13 protein-coding genes and 1 pseudogene are annotated in these 24,999 nt (G+C 32.9%); all 14 read right to left on the bottom strand.

Features of this window, described 5'->3' with window-relative positions:
- Nucleotides 1-144: 144 nt before the first annotated feature.
- Nucleotides 145-2,685, bottom strand: a complete 2,541-nt coding sequence (locus tag FNW17_RS07310; protein WP_144071297.1) for a beta-L-arabinofuranosidase domain-containing protein — start codon at nt 2,683-2,685, stop codon at nt 145-147.
- A 79-nt stretch (nt 2,686-2,764) separates the two neighbouring features.
- Entirely contained in the window at nt 2,765-3,916 is a 1,152-nt protein-coding gene (locus FNW17_RS07305; RefSeq protein WP_144071296.1) for an acyltransferase, read from the bottom strand.
- Nucleotides 3,917-4,305: 389 nt separating this feature from the next.
- Nucleotides 4,306-7,083, bottom strand: a complete 2,778-nt coding sequence (locus tag FNW17_RS07295) for a beta-L-arabinofuranosidase domain-containing protein (RefSeq protein WP_185965276.1) — start codon at nt 7,081-7,083, stop codon at nt 4,306-4,308.
- An 11-nt stretch (nt 7,084-7,094) separates the two neighbouring features.
- Nucleotides 7,095-8,270: an aldose epimerase family protein gene (locus tag FNW17_RS07290; RefSeq protein WP_144071294.1), complete on the bottom strand. Its 1,176-nt coding sequence runs from the start codon at nt 8,268-8,270 to the stop codon at nt 7,095-7,097.
- Nucleotides 8,271-8,306: 36 nt separating this feature from the next.
- Nucleotides 8,307-9,290: a glycoside hydrolase family 43 protein gene (locus FNW17_RS07285; protein WP_144071293.1), complete on the bottom strand. Its 984-nt coding sequence runs from the start codon at nt 9,288-9,290 to the stop codon at nt 8,307-8,309.
- Nucleotides 9,291-9,393: 103 nt separating this feature from the next.
- Complete coding sequence (locus FNW17_RS07280) at nt 9,394-11,892, bottom strand: glutaminase domain-containing protein (protein ID WP_144071292.1); 2,499 nt, start codon at nt 11,890-11,892, stop codon at nt 9,394-9,396.
- Nucleotides 11,893-12,460: 568 nt separating this feature from the next.
- A complete protein-coding gene (locus tag FNW17_RS16505; protein WP_235893256.1) occupies nt 12,461-12,832 on the bottom strand; it encodes a type 1 periplasmic-binding domain-containing protein in 372 nt (123 codons plus the stop codon).
- 602 nt (nt 12,833-13,434) lie between these two features.
- Nucleotides 13,435-13,950, bottom strand: coding sequence for a cupin domain-containing protein (locus tag FNW17_RS07270; protein ID WP_143390231.1), 516 nt, complete (start codon nt 13,948-13,950; stop codon nt 13,435-13,437).
- Between the two features lie 173 nt (nt 13,951-14,123).
- Nucleotides 14,124-14,255, bottom strand: a pseudogene (locus tag FNW17_RS16775) (IS1595 family transposase); the annotation flags it as partial.
- A gap of 184 nt (nt 14,256-14,439) precedes the next feature.
- Nucleotides 14,440-15,360 carry an ROK family protein gene (locus FNW17_RS07265; protein WP_235892952.1) on the bottom strand — a complete coding sequence of 307 codons (921 nt, stop codon included), beginning with the start codon at nt 15,358-15,360 and terminating at the stop codon, nt 14,440-14,442.
- 178 nt (nt 15,361-15,538) lie between these two features.
- The gene (locus FNW17_RS07260) at nt 15,539-17,824 is read right to left on the bottom strand and encodes a GH92 family glycosyl hydrolase (protein WP_143390232.1); all 2,286 of its coding nucleotides are present in this window, start codon (nt 17,822-17,824) and stop codon (nt 15,539-15,541) included.
- 25 nt (nt 17,825-17,849) lie between these two features.
- Nucleotides 17,850-20,018, bottom strand: coding sequence for a hypothetical protein (locus FNW17_RS07255; protein WP_144071291.1), 2,169 nt, complete (start codon nt 20,016-20,018; stop codon nt 17,850-17,852).
- Nucleotides 20,019-20,113: 95 nt separating this feature from the next.
- Entirely contained in the window at nt 20,114-22,582 is a 2,469-nt protein-coding gene (locus FNW17_RS07250; RefSeq protein WP_218043860.1) for a glutaminase family protein, read from the bottom strand.
- A gap of 269 nt (nt 22,583-22,851) precedes the next feature.
- Nucleotides 22,852-24,609 carry a family 43 glycosylhydrolase gene (locus FNW17_RS07245; protein WP_143390235.1) on the bottom strand — a complete coding sequence of 586 codons (1,758 nt, stop codon included), beginning with the start codon at nt 24,607-24,609 and terminating at the stop codon, nt 22,852-22,854.
- Between the last annotated feature and the right edge of the window lie 390 nt (nt 24,610-24,999).

Genomic DNA, 24,999 nt, shown 5'->3' with positions numbered 1-24,999 from the left:
AAAAAACAAACATACTAAAACGTTTTAGTTTTACCAAAAATATTTTACTTTTTTATCTTAATTCAATAAAAATCTGAATAATGTTATTTTAACTAAAAAAACATATAGAAAGTTTAACATTCAGAACGAAAATTAAAAACAAACCTATAATTGTTTTACAGAAACGTTTTCGAAAATAATAGTTTCTCCACCATAACCCCTCAAACCAATTAAACCAGTTTGAAAAGCGGTATCAACTGCCTCTAATTTTGCACTATTCATATCATCAACATACACTTTGATTTTTGATCCTTTCGCCACAACTCTTAGATGATAGGCAGTTGCTTTTTTAATTACAGCGTTTTCACTTTTTATCTCAGTCCAGTTATTATCTGATTTTCCCAAAATAATTTGTCCGCTCGTATTCAATCCAACATAATAACCCTGATAAATATCTGCTCCGTCTGATGAATTGCTGATTCTGAACAAAATTCCTGCTTGAGCATTATCATCTAAAATCGAAATTGTAGCATCAAATGTTAAATCTGAAAACTCAGTCGATGTGACAATTGATTTTATACCTTTAATTCCGGAAGAGTGTGCGTAATATTTGCCATTTTGTTGTTGCCAGCTTCCGCCAAAATTAACCCAGTTATTGGCTTCATTGGTTTTAAAGTCATCTTTGAAAGCGTCCGTAATTCTGGCTTTTGGTTTCCCGATAACCGGAAAATAAGTCAACCGAATCCTTTCAGCACCAAACGGAACCAAAGTAATTTCTTCTTCAGGTTCGTTAGACAATAAAGGACTTAAAGGAGGTTCAGAAGCGTGAATTCCGTTTGCATCTAATCCCCAGGATGGTATTTTTTTGGCGCCTATTTTTAAATGAATTGGTGTTTTATCCTGTTCAAAAGGATTTTCGGGCATGGCACTTTTCACAACTTTAAAGGATTTATTCGGGTTTTTGGTATCCAATAATAAACCGTAATTCCAGGCATTTTTAGGGAAAACCTCAAATTCACTAAAATCCTTTCCGTCAAAAATATGCTTGTTGATCTGCTTCCAGTTTTCATCCATTTGAAGAGAATAAACTAAAGGTCCTCTTTCTACTCCAACCGAATTATGAACCCAATTTGAAATTTTAATTTCCATAGGAAGATTAAGCGTTACGGAATCTCCGTTTTTCCACTTACGTGAAATGGAATAATACGTTCCTGCAATTACTTTTTTCTGAACAACGCCATTTACCTTAATAATTGGTTTAGAACACCAAGCAGGAATTCTAAGTTTCAAAGGAAAAATCACTTCGTTTTTAGTTGAAATCGTAAACCTGATTTGCTCTTCAAAAGGATAATTCGTTTCCTCATTGATGGTAATATTTTCACCATTTGCCACTTTTGCATGTACAACCGATGGTGCAAATGCAGTAGCAACAAGACCATTATCAGAAGTTGCCATCCAGCTATATTGTACATATTTTGGCCAACCCATATGCAAATTAAATCTACAACAAGCAAAACCCGAATATGGTCCCGGTAAAATTCCGCTATCATAATCCTGCGCAAATTGATTTCCACCTTTTTTACTCTGAACCTGATTTGGAACCGAGTAATATTGATGCTGATGAATATCATCGCTCAAAGTTCCCGGCAATTGGTTAAAAGCAATTTTTTCGAGTTCATCACCAATACTTGCTTCGCCCAAAATTCTTGTTGCAATTTCATTTGAAAACATTCTTTCTACTGTAGCACAAAGTTCAACTCCCTGAATAGAAGCATTTCCAGATAGCATTTCGGTTCCCGATTCCATTCCCGTAATTTGAGTATGATACGGTTTTAAATTCTTTACACCTTTCAAGAAAGCATCTTTATCTTTTGCGTCGTTTGATTTCTGATAAAACACTGGCGCATATTTGTAAGCCTGAGCCACATTCACACTATGCTTTGGAAGAAAATTATTGGTAAAACCGCTTATAAAAGTATTATTTGTAAAAATATCAGTAAAATCATAAGCTTGACTTTTTATTTTATCTACCAAGTCTAAAAGAAAAGCATCTCCCGTTCTATTGTAAAGCCAAATAATTACATCAACATTATCAGCCGCTCTTGTTTTTGCCCATTCAACTAATGGTTGCTTGTCCAATGCTTCATACTGATAATGAAAATAATGTGTTAGAAACAGAATCACCCTTACATCATTTGTTGCCTCATAATAATCTGCTAGAGCAGTTAACATTGGCATTCTTGGCCACCAATCATTATTGGTTTCAGGTCCAAAACTACCATTTTTTTGCTGACTGTTTAAGGTCCAATCAATCCATTTTTGAGCTTTGGATTTTAACTCATTATCATTCAAAGTATAGGCTAAACCAATTAATCCCTTTACATAGTACGGAGGTCTTTCCCAATTAGAATCTGGCGCATTTCCCCCCAACCAAGCCGAATTACTTCCTAATTCGCTATAAATTATTTCAGAATTGCCTGTAAGTCCTTCTTTTTGCAATTTTAACTGAGTCTCTAACCATCCTTTAGACTGAATTGCCCCTAATGGCAAAGCAATAAAAGGTGTACTCACAAGAGGTTCTTTATTTGATATATAATTAGAATTTTGTGCCGTCAAAGGAATTATATAAATTCCAAGCATTAGAATCAACAATAAATTTCGAAATTGAATTGTGCCTTTTTTAAAAGGATTATTTTGGTATTTCATTTTAATAAGTGTTAGTCGATTTAGAAATATTTATTAAGAATTTATTAGTAAAAAATATAGTATAGAAAAGTTGATATTATTAACCCATTATCCATTTCGCTTTTGATGGCAACAATTTATAAATAAAAACTGTAAACAGCCAAGCAAAACCAAAAGTCATACTTGCAGCCACAGGGATTTGTATAGGAATTGGTATATGCAATAAATCAATAATCATAAAACTAGGCCCCACTAAGAAGTAGTGTACCATATAGATTCCAAAACCACATTTAGTTAAGTTTGCAAATATATTTATCCAAAAGGGACTATCTATTTTAATTTTCTGAGAAATCATGAAAACCGCAATTGTCATCAAAAATACGTTTGGTGTACAATAAAGAAAAAATAATTCGATTTGCTCTTCGGTTGATCTTGGGTCAGCAACCCTATTACCAAAGCCCACATAAGTTACAAAATAACCAATAGCAAACAGAAATGCGCTTATAAGTAATGTTTTAAGAACACTCCAACTATTTCCTTTCGACAAATAATGACCTAAAAGTAAATAACCATTAAATCCCGCGAAATAGTAAAACAAATCGAATCTACCATTCCACGGACAAGCACCGAAAATATAATTAGAGACATATTCATGAATATAGGGCAAAAAGAGCGTGATACCCCAAAAATAAAGATACATTCTTTTCTGTTTGTCAGTAGCCTCTTTTACCCAGGCGGAAAAAATAGGCATAAAAAGATAAAGTCCAATTAGCAAATAAATATACCACATATGCGTACAAAATGCCGTGAAGGTAAAAGGAATCATTATAATATTATGCAGACTATCCTTAAAAGCCTGCGACGGAGCATCTCCAGCATATACAAAGAACTTAGTTATAATTGACGAATCATAGCCCATTACCCCCGTAAACCAAGGAAACAAATTATAAAGAACTGACCAAATTAGAAAAGGAAAAACAACTCTGGTTAACTTTTTCTTATAAAAAAGCCCAATTTCTTGTTTAACAGGAAGTAGCAACATTCCTGTTAACATAACAAATAAGGGGACACAGGGACGCAATATAGATCCATAAATTGTCCCCCAGAAATTATATTCAGGATTCAATCTAGCGGCAGGCGAAATATTAAACGGATCCGTACAATGTACACTAATTACCATAAACATAGCAACAAAACGAAGAACATCAGCCCAAACAATACGTTCTTGATTTACAAAAGAAGAAGATTTCATAAAATAATTTAGTATTTTAAAAATCTGCTTATTAGCCGGAGACAATTCACATGCAGATTTTGATTAATTAAAGTAAATTTGATTTTTTACTTAAGAATAGAAAATTTATACTCAGAAACTGTTTGATATTTTTGTCTTGGTTTTAAAGTAATTTGAGCAAAATTGGAATGATTTGGTGCATCAAGGAAAATGTTGCGTTTCTAAAGCAAAAGCAGTTCTGAAATCATCTTTTACCTCTGATTTTAAAGTGTTTTTACTTTGTATAAAATTCCCGCTATAAAATTGAAGTCCTGAAAACCTCGAAAGTTTTTTGCTTCCGAGGTTACTATTTAATATAATTTTAAATCCTAATTCTTGACAACTTATTTCATGATTAGACAACGAAGTTATTATCTGATAAATTTTTGACTATATATTTTCCCATTTATATTGCATTTTGCAATATAAACTCCTTTTTGAAGATAACTAATTTCAATTTCTTTTTTATCTGATTTATCTGTAAAGTTCTTAGAATTAACAAGCCTTCCTTCAATTGAAAACAACTCAACTTTACTAACATCTTTAGCTCCATAAAAAATTATTTTATTAAAAATATAATCATTGATCATTTTGATATTTGAACTTTTAAAATCTTCAAATCCTAAATTATTTTGATCAATTACAGAAACATTTTCAAAAATAACAGTTTCGCCACCATAGCCTCGTAAACCAATTGAACCTTTTTGAAAAGTGTTATCCGTTGCTTCTAATTTTGGCACATCCATATTATCCAAATAAACCTTTATGTTCGACCCATTTACAACAACTCGCAAATGATAAGGTGTTGCTTTTCTAATTATGGCACTAGTACTTTTAATTTGTGTCCAAGCATTATTGGATTTCCCTAAAACAATTTGACCACTTGTATTGAGCCCTACATAATAACCTTGATACGTATCAGCGCCATCCGAAGGATTATTAACTCTGAAAATCAGCCCTCCTTGGGCATTATCATCAAGAATTGTTATTGTAGCATCAAAAGTTAAATCAGCAAAATTAGTCGCTTTTGCAACCGATTTTACACCTCTGACTCCAGTGGAATGTACGTGGTATTTGCCGTTTTGTTGTTGCCAGCTTCCTCCAAAATTAATCCACTTATTAGTCTCATTGGTTAGGAATTCGTCCTTAAAAGAACGATTTTCTTGAGCATTGGGTTCTCCAATTACAGGAAAATAAGTGACGCGTACTCTTTCTGAACCAAAGGGAACCAAAGTTATTTCTACTTCAGGCTCAGCAGACAATAAAGGACTTAGTGGAGGTTCCGAAGCATGGATTCCGTTAGCATCCAATCCCCATGAATTAATTTTTTTAGCTTTTAATTTTAACTGAATTGGTGTTACATCTTGAACAAATGGATTTGTTGGCATCACACTTTTCACCACTTTAAATGAAGTATTTGGATTGTTCGCATCGATAATTACGCCATAATTCCAAGAATTATTAGGGAAGATTTCAAATTCACTAAAGTCTTTTGAATTAAAAGAATGGCGGTTTAATTGTTGCCAATTTTCATCCATTTTTAGAGAATATACCAAAGGTCCCCTTTCGATTCCTACTGAATTATTTACCCAATGCGACACTTTGATGTCCATTGGAACATCAAGCGTAACTACATCTCCATTTCTCCAATTCCTAGAAATAGAATAATAAGTCCCTACAACAACATTCTCCTGAATATTGCCATTTATTTTGACAACTGGATTGGAACACCAAGCTGGTATTCGGAGTTTAAATGGGAATATTACTTCATTGTTAGTGGCAATTGTAAATCTAATTTGCTCTTCAAAAGGATAATTGGTATCTTCAGTAATGGTAATGTTTTCTCCATTTGCCACTTTAGCCTTTACAACTGATGGTGCATACGCCGTTGCAACGATCCCATTATCCGATGTAGCCATCCAACAATATTGTGCAAATTTAGGCCATCCCATATGCATATTAAATCGACAACACGGGAAACCTGAATAAGGTCCAGGCAAGACTCCATTATCATAATCCTGTGCAAATTGATTGCCTCCTCTTTTGCTCTGAACTTGGTTAGGGAGTGAATAATATTGATGTTGGTGAATATCATCACTTAAAGTACCTGGCAATTGGTTAAAAGCAATTTTTTCGAGTTCATCCCCAATGCTTGCATCTCCCAAAATTCGGGTAGCAATTTCGTTGGAAAACATTCTCTCAACTGTTGCGCAAAGTTCTACTCCTTGAATAGAGGCATTTCCAGATAGCATTTCGCTACCCGAATTCATTCCTGTAATTTGAGTATGATAGGGATTCAAATTGCTGACTCCTTTCAGGTAAGCATCTCTATCCTTGACATCTTTTGTTTTTTGATAAAAAACAGGTCCATATTTGTAGGCTTGAGCCACATTTACACTGTGTTTTGGGAAAAAATTATTTGTAAAACCAGTTATAAAAGTATTATTCGTAAAAATATCAGTAAAATCATAGCTTTGATCTTTTATTACATCAATCAAATCTAACAAGAAAGCATCTCCTGTTCGATTGTACAACCAAATAATAACATCTGCATTATCAGCTGCTCTCGCTTTTCCCCAATCAAATAAAGGCTGACTGCCCAGAGTATCAAATTGATATTGAAAATAACGCGTTAAAAATGGAATTACTCTAGCATCATTTGTTGCTTCATAATAATCGACAAGAGCATTCAACATAGGCATTCGGGGCCACCAGTCTGCATTTGTCGCGGGACCAAAACTACCATTTGATTTTTGACTATTTAGTGTCCAATTGATCCATTTTTGAGCTTTAGTTTTTAAACTACTATCGTTCAAAGTGTAAGCTAAGCCCACCAATCCTTTTACATAATATGGAGGTCTTTCCCAATCAGAATCAGGAGCATTCCCACCAAGCCAAGCTGAATTATTTCCTAACTCGCTATAAATAAGCTCGGATTCGCCTGTAAGTCCTTCTTTTTGTAATACTAATTGATTAGCTAACCAACCTTTTGGCTCAATTGTACCCAATGGCAATGCTACGAAAGGTGTGTTTGCAAGTGGTGTTTTATTTGAAACGTAATTGGTGTTTTGTGCTTTTAAATACACACTAAAACAGCCAGAAAACAAAACAAATAAACAAAATGTAAGATTTTTATAAGAATAACCCATATATTTCATTATTATTTAAGAATAGAAAATTTATACTCAGAAACTGTTTGATATTTTTGTCCTGGTTTTAAAGTAATTTGAGCAAAATTGGAATGATTTGGTGCATCAGGAAAATGTTGTGTTTCTAAAGCAAAAGAAGTTCTAAAATCATCTTTGATACCCGATTTTAAAGTATTCTTACTTTGCATAAAGTTGCCACTGTAAAACTGTAAACCTGGTTCTTGCGTATAAACATCCAGAACAATTCCCGATTTATCACCTAAAACACTTGCTGCATGAATCATTTCACCTGTTTTTGAATCATTAAGAGCGTAGTTGTGATCATATCCTTTTCCGAATATTAACTGCTCATTTTCAACATCGATTCGCTCACCAATGGTATGCACTTCGGTAAAATCAAAGGGAGTTTGAGCAACGGATTTTAATTCTCCTGTTGGAATCAAACCTGAGTCAACAGGCGTAAATTGATTTGCAAAAATCTGCATCTGGTGATTTAAAATAGTTCCACTTCCTTCACCATTTAAATTAAAAAAAGCATGATTGGTCAAGTTTACAACGGTCGTTTTATCAGTTGTAGCTTCATATTCCATCTTAAGGCCTTTATCTGCAGTAAGTGTATAAATCACTTTTACTTTTAGAGTTCCAGGAAATCCCTGCTCCATATCTGGCGAAGTATAGGTAAATACCAAAGTATTATCATTTGTTTTAACTGCATCCCAAACAACGTCCTGAAAGCCTTTTATTCCTCCGTGTAAAGTATTTCCGTTATTGTTAAGCGGAATACTATATTGTTTTCCTTCTATAGTAAATTTGCCCTTTGCAATTCTATTTCCAACCCTGCCAATTGTTGCTCCAAAATAGGGCTCTGTAGATTTTTGAAAACCAGAAACACTATTCATTCCAATTACGATATCAGTCAGCTTTCCGTTTTTATCCTTCATCCATAACCCAACTAATCTACCTCCATAATTGGTAAAAGCAGCTTTTATTCCGTTGTTTTCTATCCAATATAAATGGGTTACTTTTTTGTCGATTGTAGCTTCAAAATCCTTTGCTTTTAGGAGAGTGGAATCAACTACAATCACTTCATTTACTTTAGGTGCGGCTACATTTTTAGTATTTTCTTTTTTACATGAAACTTGAAAAAAAGCCATAACAAGTGCTATTAAAATTATTTTTTTATTCATAAGAATTATTTTTTTGGTTAAATACCGTTAAATAAATTATTTAAGTAAATGGGCTTTTACACCTTCATTTGTGATTGTAACGGGCTTAATAAAACCGTTTTCGTCAAAGTGCATTTCTTCGATACAGGTTTCTCTAGATTCTGCCTTCGTCTCTGTGAGCGGCCTGCGGTGGTAAACGATAAAATATTTGTCCGACTTAGGGTCTTTAATTACAGAATGATGACCAGCTCCCCTAGCAATTTTAGGATCTTGTTCTAATATTTTTCCAATCCTTTTAAAAGGTCCCATTGGAGAATCTGCAATAGCATAAGCCACACAATAATCTGGTCCTGTCCAGCCTCCTTCAGACCACATAAAATAATATTTGTTGTTTCGGATAAACATAAAAGGTCCTTCAACATAATTTTCCGGCGTGATTTCCTTAAATATTGTCTTATCCTTAAACGGCACAAAACCACTGAAATCAGCTTTAAGTTTCGCAATATTACAATGTTTCCATCCTCCATAAATTAAATAACACTGTCCATCTTTATCTCTAAAAACAAACTGATCAATTGGTTGCGCGCCATTATGAAATTTATCTACAAGAGGTTTGCCTAAATGATCCTTGTAGGGTCCTTCAGGTTTAGAAGCTACTGCAACTCCGATACCTCCAATCTCATTATCATTCTGAATATCATTTGCTCCAAAAAACATAAAATATTTGTTTTTATTTTTGATAATTGATGGCGCCCACATTGCTTTTTTTGCCCATTTTACATTGGCAGAATCTAAAACTTTTGGGTGTTTTGTCCATGTAACTAAATCTTTAGAAGAAAAAGCATCTATAAAAACCTGATCTTCGTAAGGTGCCGAAAAAGTGGGATATACCCAATATGTTTTATCAAAAATAATTCCTTCAGGATCGGCATACCAACCATTAAAAATAGGATTGTTATTTTTCTTTATTTCTGAACTTATAGTTTGCGAAAAACTTTTTGCACAGCAAATTATAAGAAAGAAGAATGTGATTTGTTTCATTTTTAGCTTCTTTTTTGATTAGAATCATAGTACTTTAAAAAGTAATTTATTATTTTTAAAAATTGCCTTAAGAACTCAAAAAGTTCTTAAGGCAATTAAATAATTATTTTTTCTCGTTGAACTTATCTTCTAACATTTTTAAGTAATACCCTCCAACTACTGAACGAGCTTGGAATCCTACTTTCTTTTTTGAATCTGTATTGTACCAATCCGACATAGGAACTCGATCAGTAGTTACATTCATAAATGAATGAATAGGTTTTATGAATTTCTCAAATGTTGATTGATCATTAGAAAGAACTCCTGTCCACATAATCCAATCGGATTTTGTGTATTTTGCACGGCTATCCAATGGTAATCCATACTCATTTTGTTTTGTCAAATAGTACTTCACTTCTGTTTCATATACTGAACTTGGGAAAAGGTTTAATTTTAATAATTTGTCCCAAACCAAGTTATACTTCTGGCTCCAAGTTCCTTTATCATTAAAAGTTAATGCATAATGATCACCATCTTTTGCCATTTCCATCCATTTTCGTACCATTTCTTTTGCAATTAGAGCATATTTATCAGCTTCAGTTTTATCACCCAATTCATTTGCCATTTGTACATAAGCACCTAAGGCAACAATTGCTTTCATAGAAAGATTGGTATTTCTAGCAAGATGTCCAGCAAAATCATCTGTACACAATTGGTTTGCAGGATCAAAACCTTCACGACTTAAAAATTCAGCCCATATTTTTAATGTATTCCAATGTTTTTTAGCATAATTAGCATTACCCTCAGCTTTTGCAATTGCAGCAGTCAATATCACAACATTACCACACTCTTCTACTGGCATATCCTCGCCATAAACTTGTCCGTTTGCTATTGGATAAGTTCCTAGATCATGTGCTGGATAAGGTTTTGCCCATTTACCACTTTCGCTGTAATAATAAATTCCGTTTAACATTCCTTTCAATAATTCAGGATTGTAATAAAGATATAATGGTGCTGATGGATATGTAACATCTACAGTGTTAATAAAACCTCCACTAAAATTTTCTTTAGACATAAACAATAATTCTCCATTTGGAGCATTAACTAATTTGTGTGCCGAAATTGACTGACGATATGCTAAAACACATAATTCGGCGTACTCTTTGCCACCTGTTTTTACAGCATCTGACATCAATTTATCATCAAATTTATTGCATTCAGACTTGAGAGTCGCATATTCAGTATTTGCTTCTTCAAAAGCAGTTTCTATCGTTTTATTTCCTTTATCATTCCAATACGGTCTTAGGTTTTCTCCAAAATACTGTAAAGAGTAAATATCATCATAACCTAACATTATTTTACCAGATGTTGCTTTTGACACTTTTCCTAATGACTCAGAAATAGCAATATTTCCGTTTTTCGCTTGTTTATCAAGAACGACGTTACCGTTTTTCACGAATGAACTTCTTAATTCAAAAGGATTACCAACAGCATTTTTTACCTTATTCTTTTCTCCAGAAAGGTAAAAATACCCCCAGTCGATACGAACATCATCACTTTTCTTATCTAATAATTTTTGAGAAACGCTTCCTGTTTTTACATAAGCAAGATTTCCCTTTTCAAAACTTGTGCTTGTACTTAGCTGAGAAGGCTCATCTAAAGCCCAGTTTGGAGCTGCTTCAAAATAAATAGCAACATCGTGAGTTTTTCCATCATTAGAAGTTACTGTATAATCGATGTAGTTTACCGGACGAGAAATCAAATTGAGGTTATTCATCAACAAAGGAGCCATAAATGTTAGATCTAAATCTACATTTCCGCAAGTAAATTTATAATGTGTTTGTGTTGCCTGTACATCTACCGATTTTTGTATTGCAGTTGTATTTAAATGTCTCACAATTGGAACTTCGATATTAATTCCGAAATCAAGTAATCCTCCGCCCACTCTGTTTTTACAATGTGCCGTTATAATATTTTTACCTTTTTTAAGCGTCTTCGCAACATTTTGTGGAATTTCGATCAATACATTTTTTTTGCAAGCATTTCCAGTATTTACGACTTCCAATCCATTGATATAGATCTCTGTATCATCATCATGAGAATATTTCAAATATAATTTTTTATTTTTGTAATCTTCTTTTAATGTGATTTCTCTGCGAACCCAGATATCCTCAGTTTCCCAAAGTGTTTTTACATTACTTTCCCCTTTTGTACCAAAAGCGCCTTTACTTTGTTTCCAGTTTTTAGCATCATAAGAAGTTGATGTCCAGTTTTTTTCTGGTGTTTGAAAAGTATAACTTCCAATCCATTCTTCCGAAGAACCCATTCCTATAATTGGCATCAAAGGCACATCTTCAGTACCCATAAATCTATAAACAGCTCCATCAACACGTAAAGCACCAACTAGCGGAAAATCTTTTCCTGTCCAGTGTTTCACAGAAGAATCATATAAATTATCGGTCATTGACCAACCACTAGTATAAGTATCTATGTTTATTAAAGGATAAGCGGGGGCCCTTAATTCATTTTTTACCCCCCCCACTTTTACATTGCTTTGAGCGAACCCCTCTAAAGAAATCGCTGTAAAAAATAGAACAGCGAAAAAGCTTATTGTTTTTTTCATTTTTGTTTTTTTATAATTTATGTTGCATTCTTTTTTATTCAAACCTAAGTAAAAATACTAAATCGTTTTAGTAAAAATTCGAAAAAAAAACTAAAATTGTCTTTTTTAAAAATTTATCGTTGTTTTTGTCTTATCAAAAGTATTAAAAAGTCAGATAGTTTTAAAATAACGAAAAGTATTTTCCCTCATAGTACTTTTCGTTTTAGCATTTCCTTTTTTCTTTTGTTAGTATTAATTTTTTGTTTTGTAATAGATTACAAATATACTAAAACGATTTATTAAAATAATATTTTTTTTATTATAAATAATTATAAAGTTAATAAAATACGATTAGTTTAAAAAGAAACTATTTTAACAGCAAAACAATTATCGAAAAAAACCAAATAATCTAAACAAATTTATTTTTTTGAAACAGAGGACTCTCCTATTATTAATTCTGCTTTTAGCAAAATATTTTGAGTAGATTCTTTGACGTATTCGTATTTTAGCATTAGTAATAAAAGATCCATTAATTATTGCTAATTGCTCTCAAAGCTTGAGAAACTGCCGTTATGCTAGCTGTATAGATTTAAAAAAGGTTATGATCATCAAAGGTTATGATTCCTATGTCCTGAATTAAATATGCTAATTTTTCTTCAAGCTCTTCCAGTTCTGTTTGCGTAAGGTAGTTTGTTGCAAAAAAAAGTGCATCCAGATTCTTTGATTTTTTTAGAAAATTTGAAATAAATTCCTTTGATTTACCATCCCTAGTTTCGTTAAATGGAATCTTAAGGATTTGTGCTTTTAACTTATATTCCAAAACAGCTTTTTCGTATCCATGTCGACGATCAAGCATTTGCATTTGTCCCGAATCTGTCGTTTTATAATCACTATTTTTGAAATGATTTTTAACTAAATGATTTGTGGCATTGTAAGTTGCCTCTTCATTATCTATAGTCACACTATTACAATCTAGACCTAAAAAATACCTGTCTAATAATACAACGGGAACATTTACTTCAATTAATTCTTCTATAGTCTTTTTAAGACCCGGAGATGGAACTATTATAAAACTATAAACCTGAACATACTAATTAACTCAATTTATTTTTCGTCGTCATTTTTATTACAAAAAATAACTTTATATCCTTTTATATTATAATAGTCCTTAATTTAGAGAAGTAACTATTTGAAATATCCTAAACGATAAAAACCAATATTTACTTTTCCGGTTCTCAACTTTGTGGAATTTGGTTTGACTTATAGGTTACTTATTTTGCATAATCTAGCACTTTCTAAGTAAGTTTTTTGGATATATGTTTTTCTTCTGCTTTCGCATTCAATACAAAAAAACAGTTGTAACAGCTATATTAAGTTCAGGTGCAATATCTTCTTAATTGAGAAAACCCTTTTTTTTAATTTGTAAAAGTTATAAAGTTGTTTGCTCAATATCTTTCGAAACAACGAAACATTGAGCAAATAACTGCATCAAATAAAACAAAAGTAGATTAGGCACAAAAATACAATAATTACTATCTAGAAAAGATTTTAGAATCTCAAAAATTATCTCCCAAAATCGTCTTGCAAACGAACAATATCATCTTCATCAGATGGGTTATTAGTATCTGTATGTTGCCATATTTCTGCAACTATCCCCCAAGAATCCAGACCAATTAAGCGGTGACGTTCTCCTTTATCCATTTGAATAAAACTATTAGCTACCAATTCTCTTAGTTCTCCTTCTTCATCAGTATCGCTAATTTTCACTCCAACCGGCCCTACTAATACTTTCCAGATCTCAGCTCTTCTAAAGTGATATTGCCAAGACAAACGTTGGTCAGGAGCTACAATTAATATTTTAGGACTTAATTTATTTGTAATTTGAATATCTGACAAATTTAATTGCGAAAAAAAAATATTCGCAAAAGCACTTGCTTGATTTTCTTCGATTACAAAAAAACCTCCCCACGGTCTGGTTTGATCTTGCTTTATCACGTTAAAATTTTCTGCATCCAGAAATCTTGCAATTTCTTCAAATACTTCTTTTTTATTTTTCTCTTTTGAAATACTAATGTTCATATTATATTTATTAATATTTATACATGCCTGTCCATTTAATCACCTAGAATTCATTTTATTGATGATTGAATCCAGCAATGATTAGTCTTTCTATTGTTTTATCTTTTAAGCATCTTCGATTAAATTTATAACAAAATTAATTTAGATAATTTTCCAGAAAATCAACATCAATTGCTTTTCTTAGTGGCTGTTAATAAATGCATAGGTATAAACCAATAGTAAAATGGCAATTTGCTTGATTGCATTACCGTGCCTGATCTAAATCAAATTCTGTATTTGCATAGTTTGCACTCATAACTCCATTTCTCTTTTTTCAAATAATACTTCGTGCATACAGACATTCCCATCCTTATACTGTATCGATTTGAACTTGAGTTAACAACTCAAGTTCAAATCGATACTTTTTATAAAATCTAATATACTCATCTCAATTCTGCTTAGATTTTAAGTAAAAAAATAATTAGGTATCAATACGGATATGCCTATTATTTAAAAACTAGGAAGTTCTTCTTTTATCTTACTCCAAAAAACCTCATTAAACATATAACCTGATCCAAGAATACTAGATTCTTCAGTATTATCAAGAATAGTTATCGAAATATCAAGTCCTTTATCTTTCCAAATCTGAGTTATTTTTGGCAAAAACAATTGGTGGCATTTTGCAATATTGCCTCCTAACACTAAAGAATCAGCTTCAAATTTAGTTAAATAAGGAAAAAGAAAATCACTGATATTATTAGCAAACTCTTCAAATACTCTTGCCGAATATTCGCTGTTTTTAGAAGCAATTTCTTTTACTCCATCATTAACTTTTTCACCACTATACTGTTCATATTTAGTGATGAACCATCTCGTCGAAAAATAATCATCTGCTATACTATCTTGAAAAGGTTTGTCCCAAAGACAACCATTTTCAGGAACATTATCGCCACATATTACCGGAATAACATCGTTTAAAAATGAAGCTCCAAAACCAGTTCCAAGTGTTATTGCAACGACTTTTTGATTAGCACCTCCTCCTTTTTGATTTAAAGCGCTTCCGATTCCAAAAGAAGTTGCATCATTCAAAAATCTAAAAGTAAAATTTTTCTTATCTAAAAAATTTGCTAATTCTACAGGGATATTCACTTTGTACAAAGACTCATACTTTTCGTTTCCTTCAAACATTGCAATTCCAGATTCGTATTGAAATGGCCCAGGCATTGAGAACGCAATCCCAATTGTCTCAACTGTATCAATTTTGCCAAGTGTCTGATTGATTATTTCAGCCCATTTTTTCAAAATCACATATTTAGAAGCCTTACTATCAACAGCTCCTCTAAACAAAGTATCAGCAATTATCTCGAGAGTTTCATTATTTACAGCTGCACTACTAATGTGGCTTCCTCCTATATCTATTCCTATTATCATTTACATTTTCTTAATTAATAATGTTTTTATTATTTGTTTTCTTCGGCAACAAAACGCCTTTCAAAAGCACAACCCAAACCAACAAAAACCAATTATTTTTACTTTTAAAAGTATTGTTTTTGTTATCCATTGCTAACAGAGGAATTTCAGAATCTTTTTAATTAATCTTTTTTTATTTTTACTTTTTTGTTAGAGAAAACGGGCGATCGTCTGCGCTTATTCCTCTTGTTTTATTAGGCGTATTATTCATCTCCATTTCAAACACACCTCCATTAGTTAAATCACTATATTTCAAATAGTTAGTCGTGTATTTTTTACCATTTAATGTCGCTGATTGAATATAAACGTTCCCTTTATTATTGTTTTTTGCTTCAATGACAAACTTTTTTCCGTTCTCTAAATTGATAGTTGTTTTTGCAAAAACAGGACTTCCTAAAACATATTGGTCAGTTCCTGGGCAAACACTATAAAAACCTAATGCACTTAATACATACCAAGAAGAAGTTTGCCCTTGATCTTCATCACCCGGATAACCATTTTCTGTAGAGTTGTACAATTTCTCCATTACCTCACGAACCTGGTACTGAGCTTTCCAAGGTTGACCTGCATAATTGTACAAATAAATCATGTGTTGAATAGGTTGATTTCCGTGAGCATATTGGCCCATATTACTTACTTCCATTTCTGTCATTTCATGAATTTTTCCTCCATAAGTACCAACATTTACTATATTTGGACTAGAGAAAACAGCGTCTAATTTCTGAACAAATTTGTCTTCACCACCAATCAAGTTAATCAACCCCTGTGGATCATGAAAAACAGACCATAAGTAATGCCAAGCGTTTCCTTCGGTAAAAGGACCTCCCCATTCGTAAGGGTCAAAATTTGTTTTCCAATCACCATTTTTGTTTCTACCTTCCATAAAACCATCTTTGGTGTTGTACACATTTTTGTAATTGTACATCTGTCTAGAAAAAACATCTTGATAAAACTGGTTATCGGTCATTCTTGCCAATTCATAACCACAAAAATCATCATAAGCATACTCTAAAGTTTTAGCCGTAGCTTCTCCATATTCTGGATAAGGGACATATCCTAAAGTAAAATATTCTTTCCAGCCGTGTCTGCCGTTTGATGGACCTTGAGGGCCTTTGTTTGTAGCTTCGTGATAATATGCTTTTAATGCTTTTTTAGGATCAAAAGTTCTAAATCCTTTTGCCCAAGCATCTGTCAAAAGTGAGATTCCGTGATTACCAATCATACTTCCGGCTTCTGCAGGAAAAGACCATGAAGGCAACCAACCCATTTGATCGTAAGCGTCTACCAAAGCACCAACATATCTACCGTGCATTTCTGGAGACAACAAAGCATTCAAAGGAAATTGTGCCCTAAAAGTATCCCAAAAACCAGTATCGGTATACATATAACCATCATGCACTTTTACATCGTAAGGGCTAAAATAGATTGGACTTCCATCAGCTTTTTCTTCGTAGAATTTTCTTGAAAAAAGACTCGCTCTAAAAAAACAAGAGTAGAACGTTTTCATTTGTTCATCTGTTCCACCTTCTACAACAACTTTACTTAATTGCTTGTTCCAAACTTTTCTAGCGGCTTCTTTAGTATCTTCTAGTTTTTTGAATTTTCCTAATTCTCTATTCAAATTAAGTTGCGCTTGGTCGTAACTTATATACGATGAAGCAATTTTTGCCTGCACTGTTTCTCCATCATTAAACTGAAGATATGCTCCGATTCCTTTTCCTTCTGCAGCTAATTTATTAGCCCATTTTTCTCCTTTTCTATTTTCCCAAGTTCCTTGAGCTTTAAAAGGTTTGTCAAATTGAATTACAAAATAATTCTTTAATTCTTTTACTTGATCAAATCCCTTTCCGTTTTGAACGAAACCCGTAATTCTATGATTTATAACATCAATAGTTACCCCACACATTCCTGTGTATCCGTCTAAAACAAGGAAAGAAGATTTATTTTCTGGGAAAGCAAAACGCATATGAACACCTCTTTCTGTTGGAGACATTTCTGTAGTAATATTGTTTTCGAATTGTACTTTGTAATAATGAGGTTTTGCAATTTCGTTAGCATGACTAAATTTTGCCGCTCTTTTATCTTCATTCAATTCTAGAGCACCTGTTACAGGCATCAACGAAAATACTGCATAATCATTTGACCAAGAACTACATTGATGTGCTTGTTGAAAACCTCTGATAGTTTCTTTAAAATATTGATATTTCCAACCATCACCATTATTTCCGGTTTGTGGAGACCATGTATTCATACCAAATGGCAATGCAGTTGTTGGGTATGTATTTCCTTTTGTAAGTTCGTGTTTCGAATTTGTTCCTTGCAATGTATTGACATACTGAACCAAATCTAAAGCAGTATCTGATGTTTGAGCATGACTTAAAAATTGTACTAAAAGAAAAAATATTAGATATTTATTATACTTCATGATTACTATTTTATTCTTATTTTATTTACCATTTCAGATTCACTTGAATCCCATTACTGTTGTTTTCAAATTTCAATAAATAGGTTTTACTTCCTTCATCCCAACTAGCTGTATACTCTTTCATAATTTGATTTGCATCGTTTTTTAATACTATTCCGCTAGGTTTTGATGGCAAAAGAATTCGCATCGCATTCATCGTATTTGAGGGGCTTTTGGTTAGAAAAGAGTAGCTATTTCTAGTTGTTTTCTCTTCATAAATTCTGGAAGCTGCACACAAAACTTGAGGTTGCTTTTTATTCTCAATTCTATTTAAATCAAAAAGATATGCTTGTTCCCCTGAATTGACTATTTTCCCATGTAAAACCGGTAATTCCGGATCAAAAAGATCAATGACAAGACCTTCTATATGCAAAGGTTCCTTACTGATACTCTCCTCTAAAACTGCGGCAATATCATAAGGACCGCGCTCTAGATAATAGTTGTTTTTGAGCTCTAATTTTCCTATAGTTTTTGTATTATGATACGCTTCGGCAACTATATCGAGAAAAGTTTTGTCATTATTTTTTTCTAAAACCAACTCTTTTGGATTTTCGCGAACGATAAAAACATTTCCTTTTCCGTAAGAATAACTCATTTTTGAAGCTTCTGCCTTAATGCTCATCAACTCAAAAAGATGTTCTGATGGAGCATTGTATTTATTACCGTCTTTATTCCACCATTCCGAAACTTTTTGAAACGGATCATCATCTTTTCCATAATAAATAAGCATTCCACCACCTTTTACCCATTTTGCCAAAACCTCGTGATTTTTAGCTGATAATGGTTTCATATTGGCATAAGACATAATTAGAACTTTTGTGTCTTTTAGACCTGACTTAAGCTCGAGATTCTCCATATGTACCGTCCCAACTGGAATTCCTCTTTTTAACAGCGGCAAAGCCATTCCATAAAAATTAGAAAGCGATGGATCTTGGTAACCTTCATGAATTGGGAAACGCTGAAACATAATAGAATTAGAAAGCAAAACATTGATTCCTTTAGTTCCGTTAATTTCATTTTTAGACACAGGCATATTATTCAATGAATTAATCATTACTTGCATTTGTGTTCCATAAGCTTTAGAAAGCGGTTGTTTTTCTTGCCCTTCTTCCATTTTAAATTTACCTAAATAAATACGTGGAGGCCAAGGCATAACTTCATAATTTGCCACAGTCGGATAGAGCAACTGAGCAGTAAAAGTCGCTTGGTAGTTTTTCTTATAATCTGCCCAAGTCTGGCTTCTGTCCTCGATAGGATCCGTTAAAAAAAACATTTCTCGACCCGTTGGAGCTGTCATTGAAACCATAGAACCATATTCTAAAAAGGCATTTTCGAAAGTCCTTTCTTTAAGTTCACCATTAAAATAAACTCTCTCTCTAGAAGTTCCCGTCCATACTTGCGCAATGTATCCATCCATGTGCGGAAGCTGTGCAAGACTGGCTTCTGGGCTTACTATTTCCCAAGAAGCATAATTTATTAACGAGTGTGTTGGCACATAACATTTTACTTTTTTGCCAATGCTCTTGCTATAAGTATACACATATTCAAATACCTCTTTCAAGGCATTGAAATATAAATTATACTTCAACTTAGACGACAAATAAGTTGCCTCTGGAGATTCGTCTTGCGCTTGCCAAGGAGCGTTATAAAATTTTTGCCATTCGTTTTTAAAAGCATCACTATAACCTGCACGTGCCCAAAATTCAGGCTCTTCAAGATAAATAGCCGTTACACCTGCATCGATAGCCTGTTTGGTTAGGCCTTTTATATAATTTACATATCCAGCTGTTGGTACGGTGTAAGGAACATCATGACCATGCCAGATAATTTCACCGTTTTTCATTTTTTGACCTTCGTCAAAATGTTCTTTGCCGTCGTATTGTCCTTTAAAATAATCTTTGTATTGCCCCCAAGCTATTCCAGTCATAAACTGAATGGTATAGCCTTTATCCTTCCAGCTTTTAGCTCTTTCCTTAAAGTTACCGCCAGCATCATTTATACCGTAAACAATGGCTGCATCTGCTCTTACATCATAAGCAGCATTCCAGGCATCTGATACCTGGAATACTGTTTTTGGATCCTTTTTTTGAGAAAAAATTTGAGATGGCAAAACAGAAAGACTCAAAAGGATTACTATTTTATTATAAATTTTCATGGTTTAGTTTTTATTTTTTCGTTGGATATGCAATTTGCATAGAATGAAAAAAGTATACTAAGAAAAATCTTTTTTATCCTTTTATAATTTTACTTTTATTTTTTAGATGTTTTCCATTTCAATAATTGCATATAATATCCTGCTACCACTGACCTAGCTTTAAAATTCATCATATTTCCTTCTAATGTTTCGTGCCAGTCGCTTACTGGAACTCTGCTATTGGTTTCGTTTGCATATTTCCACATTGGATCTACGATTGCGTCAAAATCTTTTTTATTATCTGCTAAAGTTGCTGTCCACAATACCCAGTCAGATTTTGTATAATTCTCACGACTATCTAATGGCAAACCGTATTTATTTTGTTTTGTTAAATAATAAGCAACTTCCGTTTTTCTAACACTTGAAGGGAAAACATTAAGATCTAATATAGTATCCCATACCAAGTTGTATTTCTGACTCCATGTTCCTGGTTTTCCGAAAGCCAAAGTATAATGATCATTGTCTTTTGCCAATTCCATCCATTTTAATGCCATTTCTTTAGCAGCATTTGTATAGTCAAGCTCCGTTTTTTTATCACCTAACATTCCAGCTAATTTTCCGTATGCTGCTAAAGCTTCAATCGCTTTAACCGAAAGATTAGCGTTTCTAGCTAAATGTCCAGCAAAATCGTCTGTAGACAATTGATTTTCTGGATCGAAACCACTCTTTCTTAAATAAGCAGCCCATTCTGTCAAAGTTGCCCAGTGTTTCTTAGCATAATCTGCATTTCCTTCTTGTTGTGCAATTGCAGCCACTACAATAATTGCATTTCCACCTTCTTCTACTGGCATATCTTCGCCATAAGTTTGTCCAGTTGCAATAGGATAAGTTCCTAAATCGTGTGCTGGGAAAGGTTTTTTCCATTTACCACTTTCGCTGTAGTAGAAAATTCCGTTTAACATTCCTTCCATTAATTTCGGATTGTAAATCAAGAATAAAGGCGCCGATGGATAGGTAAGATCAACCGTATTGATAGAACCATTACTATGGTTTTCTTTAGAAAGGAATAAAATATCACCGTTTGGAGCTTGAGTAATAGAATGAGCAGCAATAGCTTGTCTATAAGACAAAATACACAAATCTGCATATTTTTGTCCACCTGCTTTTATCGCATCTGCTTTTAATTGTGCATCAAAAGCATCGCACTTTTGCAATACTTTTTTGTAATCGCTGTTTGCTTGAGAAAGTTCTTTTTCGATAGTACTTCCATCTTTTTTCCACCAAGGTTTTAGGTTGGTGCCAAAATAATTTACAGCAAATAATTCGTCATAACCTAACATAAATAATTGATCAGCACCTTTGCTTCCAACAGTTCCTAAATCAACAATTGTATTTAATAATAAGCTAAGCCCTTTTTGATTCGCAACAGTCGAAGCAGCTTTTGTAGAATAAAATGGCTCTAAACCTTTGTTAGCAGTAGAAATATATTGCTGAACATTTTTTGAAGATGCTGTAGCAACATAAGCGTAGCCCCAGTCAATACGAACATCATCACCTTTCTTTTGAAGGATAGGCTGTTCTGTAGATCCCGCTTTTAGGATGGCCAAGTTATCTTGATTGTATTTCCATGCTTCAACTTGTTGTGCTGGAGAATCTACTGCAAGAGCACTTGAAACTCCTAAATAAAGTTGCACTTTATGCTCTTTATTATCTTTAGATTTTACTTTTACATTAACATAAGTTACCGGTCTGCTAAGTAATTTTAAATCATCTAAAATAAGTGGAGAAGTAAATGTTATTTTTAGTTCTGTTTTTCCACAATCAAAGGTATATTTTGTACTTGTTGCTTCAAGAGTTACATTTTTCTGAGCTGCTTTATGAATCTTTATGTTTTTCAAAGAAACATCTTCAGTAACTAAACCAGCATCAAGCCATTGTCCTCCACCAGTATTTTCGATATGAATTGCCAATACGTTATTTTTGCTTTTTAGCTTTTGAATAACTGCTTTTTCAATTTCGATAAACTTAAACTCATGTTTCCATCCGCTTACATCATAAATTTTTTCCCCGTTTAGGTACACATGTACATTATCATCATGACGCAATTTTAAGAATAACTTGCTAAAGTTTTTGTCCTCTAAATCGAACGTTCTTCTAAACCAAAGATTGTTTGATTTCCAGACCGTTTTAGCTTTAGATTCACTATCGGTAAAAGGGGCTTTTCCAGATTTCCAGGATGCATCATTAAAATCGGCGTTAAACCAGTTTCCAGAAGGAGCATCCTCAGTATATTTTACAGTGTAATTTTCTTCGTCAGTAGTAGCCAAAACTGTTTTGTAAAGAGTAGATTCTTCACCTAAAAAACGATAAATTTGACCGTCTACTTTTACTAATCCAGTTAATGAATGCTCTGCAGCTGTCCAGTGTTGGGTTGCGCTACCATTAAGCTCGTTTCCTGCAGACCAGATACTTTGATAAGGCGTGTGCGTTACTAAAGGATATGCTGGCGCTCTTAATTTTTGGGCATTGCCAGTATTTATTAAAGCTAGAGTCAAAGCTAGCAACGATACAATTTTTTTTATCATAATCATTTTAGTTGATGTTTTTTGATTAACATTTCGTTTACATGACAAATATACTAAAACGTTTTAGTAAAAAAAAATATAGTTTCATAAATACATTTTTTTTATGCTTTTTTTACATAAACGATTGTTTTTATGAGAAAAATTCACATATTTTAAAAAAAAATAAAAATGAACCAATTTTAAATGAAAAATTTCGTCAGTTCAATAAATTTTTATCAAACTGACGAAATTTCATCATGAAAACTGATTGCCCGAAAGTTCAGTAAATATTACTTAACCAATATTTTTCTGGTAGCAATTTTCTTTCCTTCACTAGTAATTGATACAATATATAATCCAGGGTTTAAACCATTGACATCAATATTACAATCATAACTCTTAGTATTTACACTTTTCACAGTCTTACCTAACATATCAGTAACTATGATATTATTAGTTTTTGAATTATCCATTCCATTGATTATAAAATGATCGTGAACAGGATTAGGATACAAACTAACAACAGTACTGTTATTATCCGGAATTGAAACATTAAGAGTCGCTTCCAAAAACGTAAGTTTAAATTTTTGAAAATTAGAATTCGCATCAAGATCTTTTTGCTTAATATCACCCCCATCAGCTGACATATATTTACCGCTATTTTTATTCATAAAACGATAATCCCCAGAACCAGTTGCAGTTTCAGACATAATCCATAATCCACAAGGTCTACCATTCGGAAACCACATATTTATTCTTGCATTATTATCTGTATTACAACCACCAACTTCAACAAGTAAACCACTCCAAAAAGAAACAATAGTGTATTCACCGGGAGTCACTCCAGTTGCCTGCAAATACCACTTATAGTCAGGTTCGTCATTATTGTTAGGATAAATACCTACACCTGCTCCACCATTAAGTAGGCCAGGTGAATTAGCGATTTCCACATATCTATTTTCACCACCAATTTCTGACACGGGTTGCATTCTATAAAGACCGTTTGTAACTACTGTACCAACTGGTATTGCTACCTCACCGCTTGGCGCATTCACTACCTTACCTATTGTTGCAGGAACACCTAAAACAAGCATCCCATTAGCATCAAAACTAATTTTTTGCGCTTTAGATGATCTCTGATCTCCACAATTTGAACCATTATCATGAGTTGAAGAATAAGAAATCCAATCTTCAGTACCGTCAGGTGACTTAAAAAAACCTATCTGAATTGGATTATAAGAATTCGCAGATGGATTATCTCCAAAAACCGCAGCAGACTCTTTAGTCCAAGAAGCAATATCCAAAGGATTGTCCACTACATTGTTCATATACATTAACCCAATTCTAGATTGGTCACTACCACAGCCAGCAACAGAATATGTTAAAAAGGCTTTGCCGCCATGCACCAACACATTTGTTGGAGCACCATCTCCAATATTTTCCAATTCGCGAGAAGTATATATTTGAGTTCTAGCCCCAGACAATGTCCAAGGATTTGCCATAGCTGAAACATAAATGTTATTTTCATTACTAACACCATCTCTACCTGCACAAAAGAAATAACGATTGCCGTTGATTTCTGCAATTGTAGGAGAGTTAGCCCTAAAATCCGCATTAGGATCAAAAAGTCGCCCTTTATAAGTCCATGCCCCTGTTACAGGATTTGCATCAGAACATTCAATCACATGAGTCGTTACATCATCGACATTCATATTATCAATCTTAGCAGTAAAATAAATATAAAATTTACCATCTAGTTTGTGCATTTCCGCTTCCCAGAAATTACGATTTGGTAAACCAACTCCTCCATCTCCAAAAACCCTTGAAAACTCAGTAGATTTCAATCCCTCTATAGTCGTAGCTCTTCTTAACCTAATCTCTTGATCAAATGTACCCGTAACATAATAATAACCATCAATATAACTAATTTGAGGATCTGCTATATCAGCAATTGGATTTGTAAAAGATTGAGCCATTCCATTATAGAAACAGCACATAATCATCAAGGCAAACAACCTTTTGACGAATAAAGAAGTAGTTTTTTTCATAATTCTATGTATTTAATGTTAATATTGGTTAAATGTTTAGTTTCGCAACGTTTTAATACACGTTGATTAATTTTAGTATGTTCTTTTCTTTAATTCCTTATGTTATAATTTAAATATTTTCTTTGTCCGTTAGTATCAATCGAAGTAGATATTTAATTAAATTTCACTACAGCAAAACAAATGTACTAAAACGTTTTAGTTTAAAAAAATAAATTTCACATATAATAATTTTTTTATATTTATTTCAAACAAATGATTGTTTTTATGCGGAAAATTTATCGAATTCTATTTAAAACACCAAAAACAAAAAATAATATCTAAAAAACATTCTTAAAAATAAATAATTATTCGTTCTACAATAGAAACAATAATCATTTCTAAAAAAAATCG

This window comes from Flavobacterium franklandianum, from assembly GCF_007097365.1.
Lineage (GTDB): Bacteria > Bacteroidota > Bacteroidia > Flavobacteriales > Flavobacteriaceae > Flavobacterium > Flavobacterium franklandianum.
The sequence above is the reverse complement of the archived record's forward strand: the minus strand, read 5'-3'. Positions and strand labels throughout refer to the sequence as shown.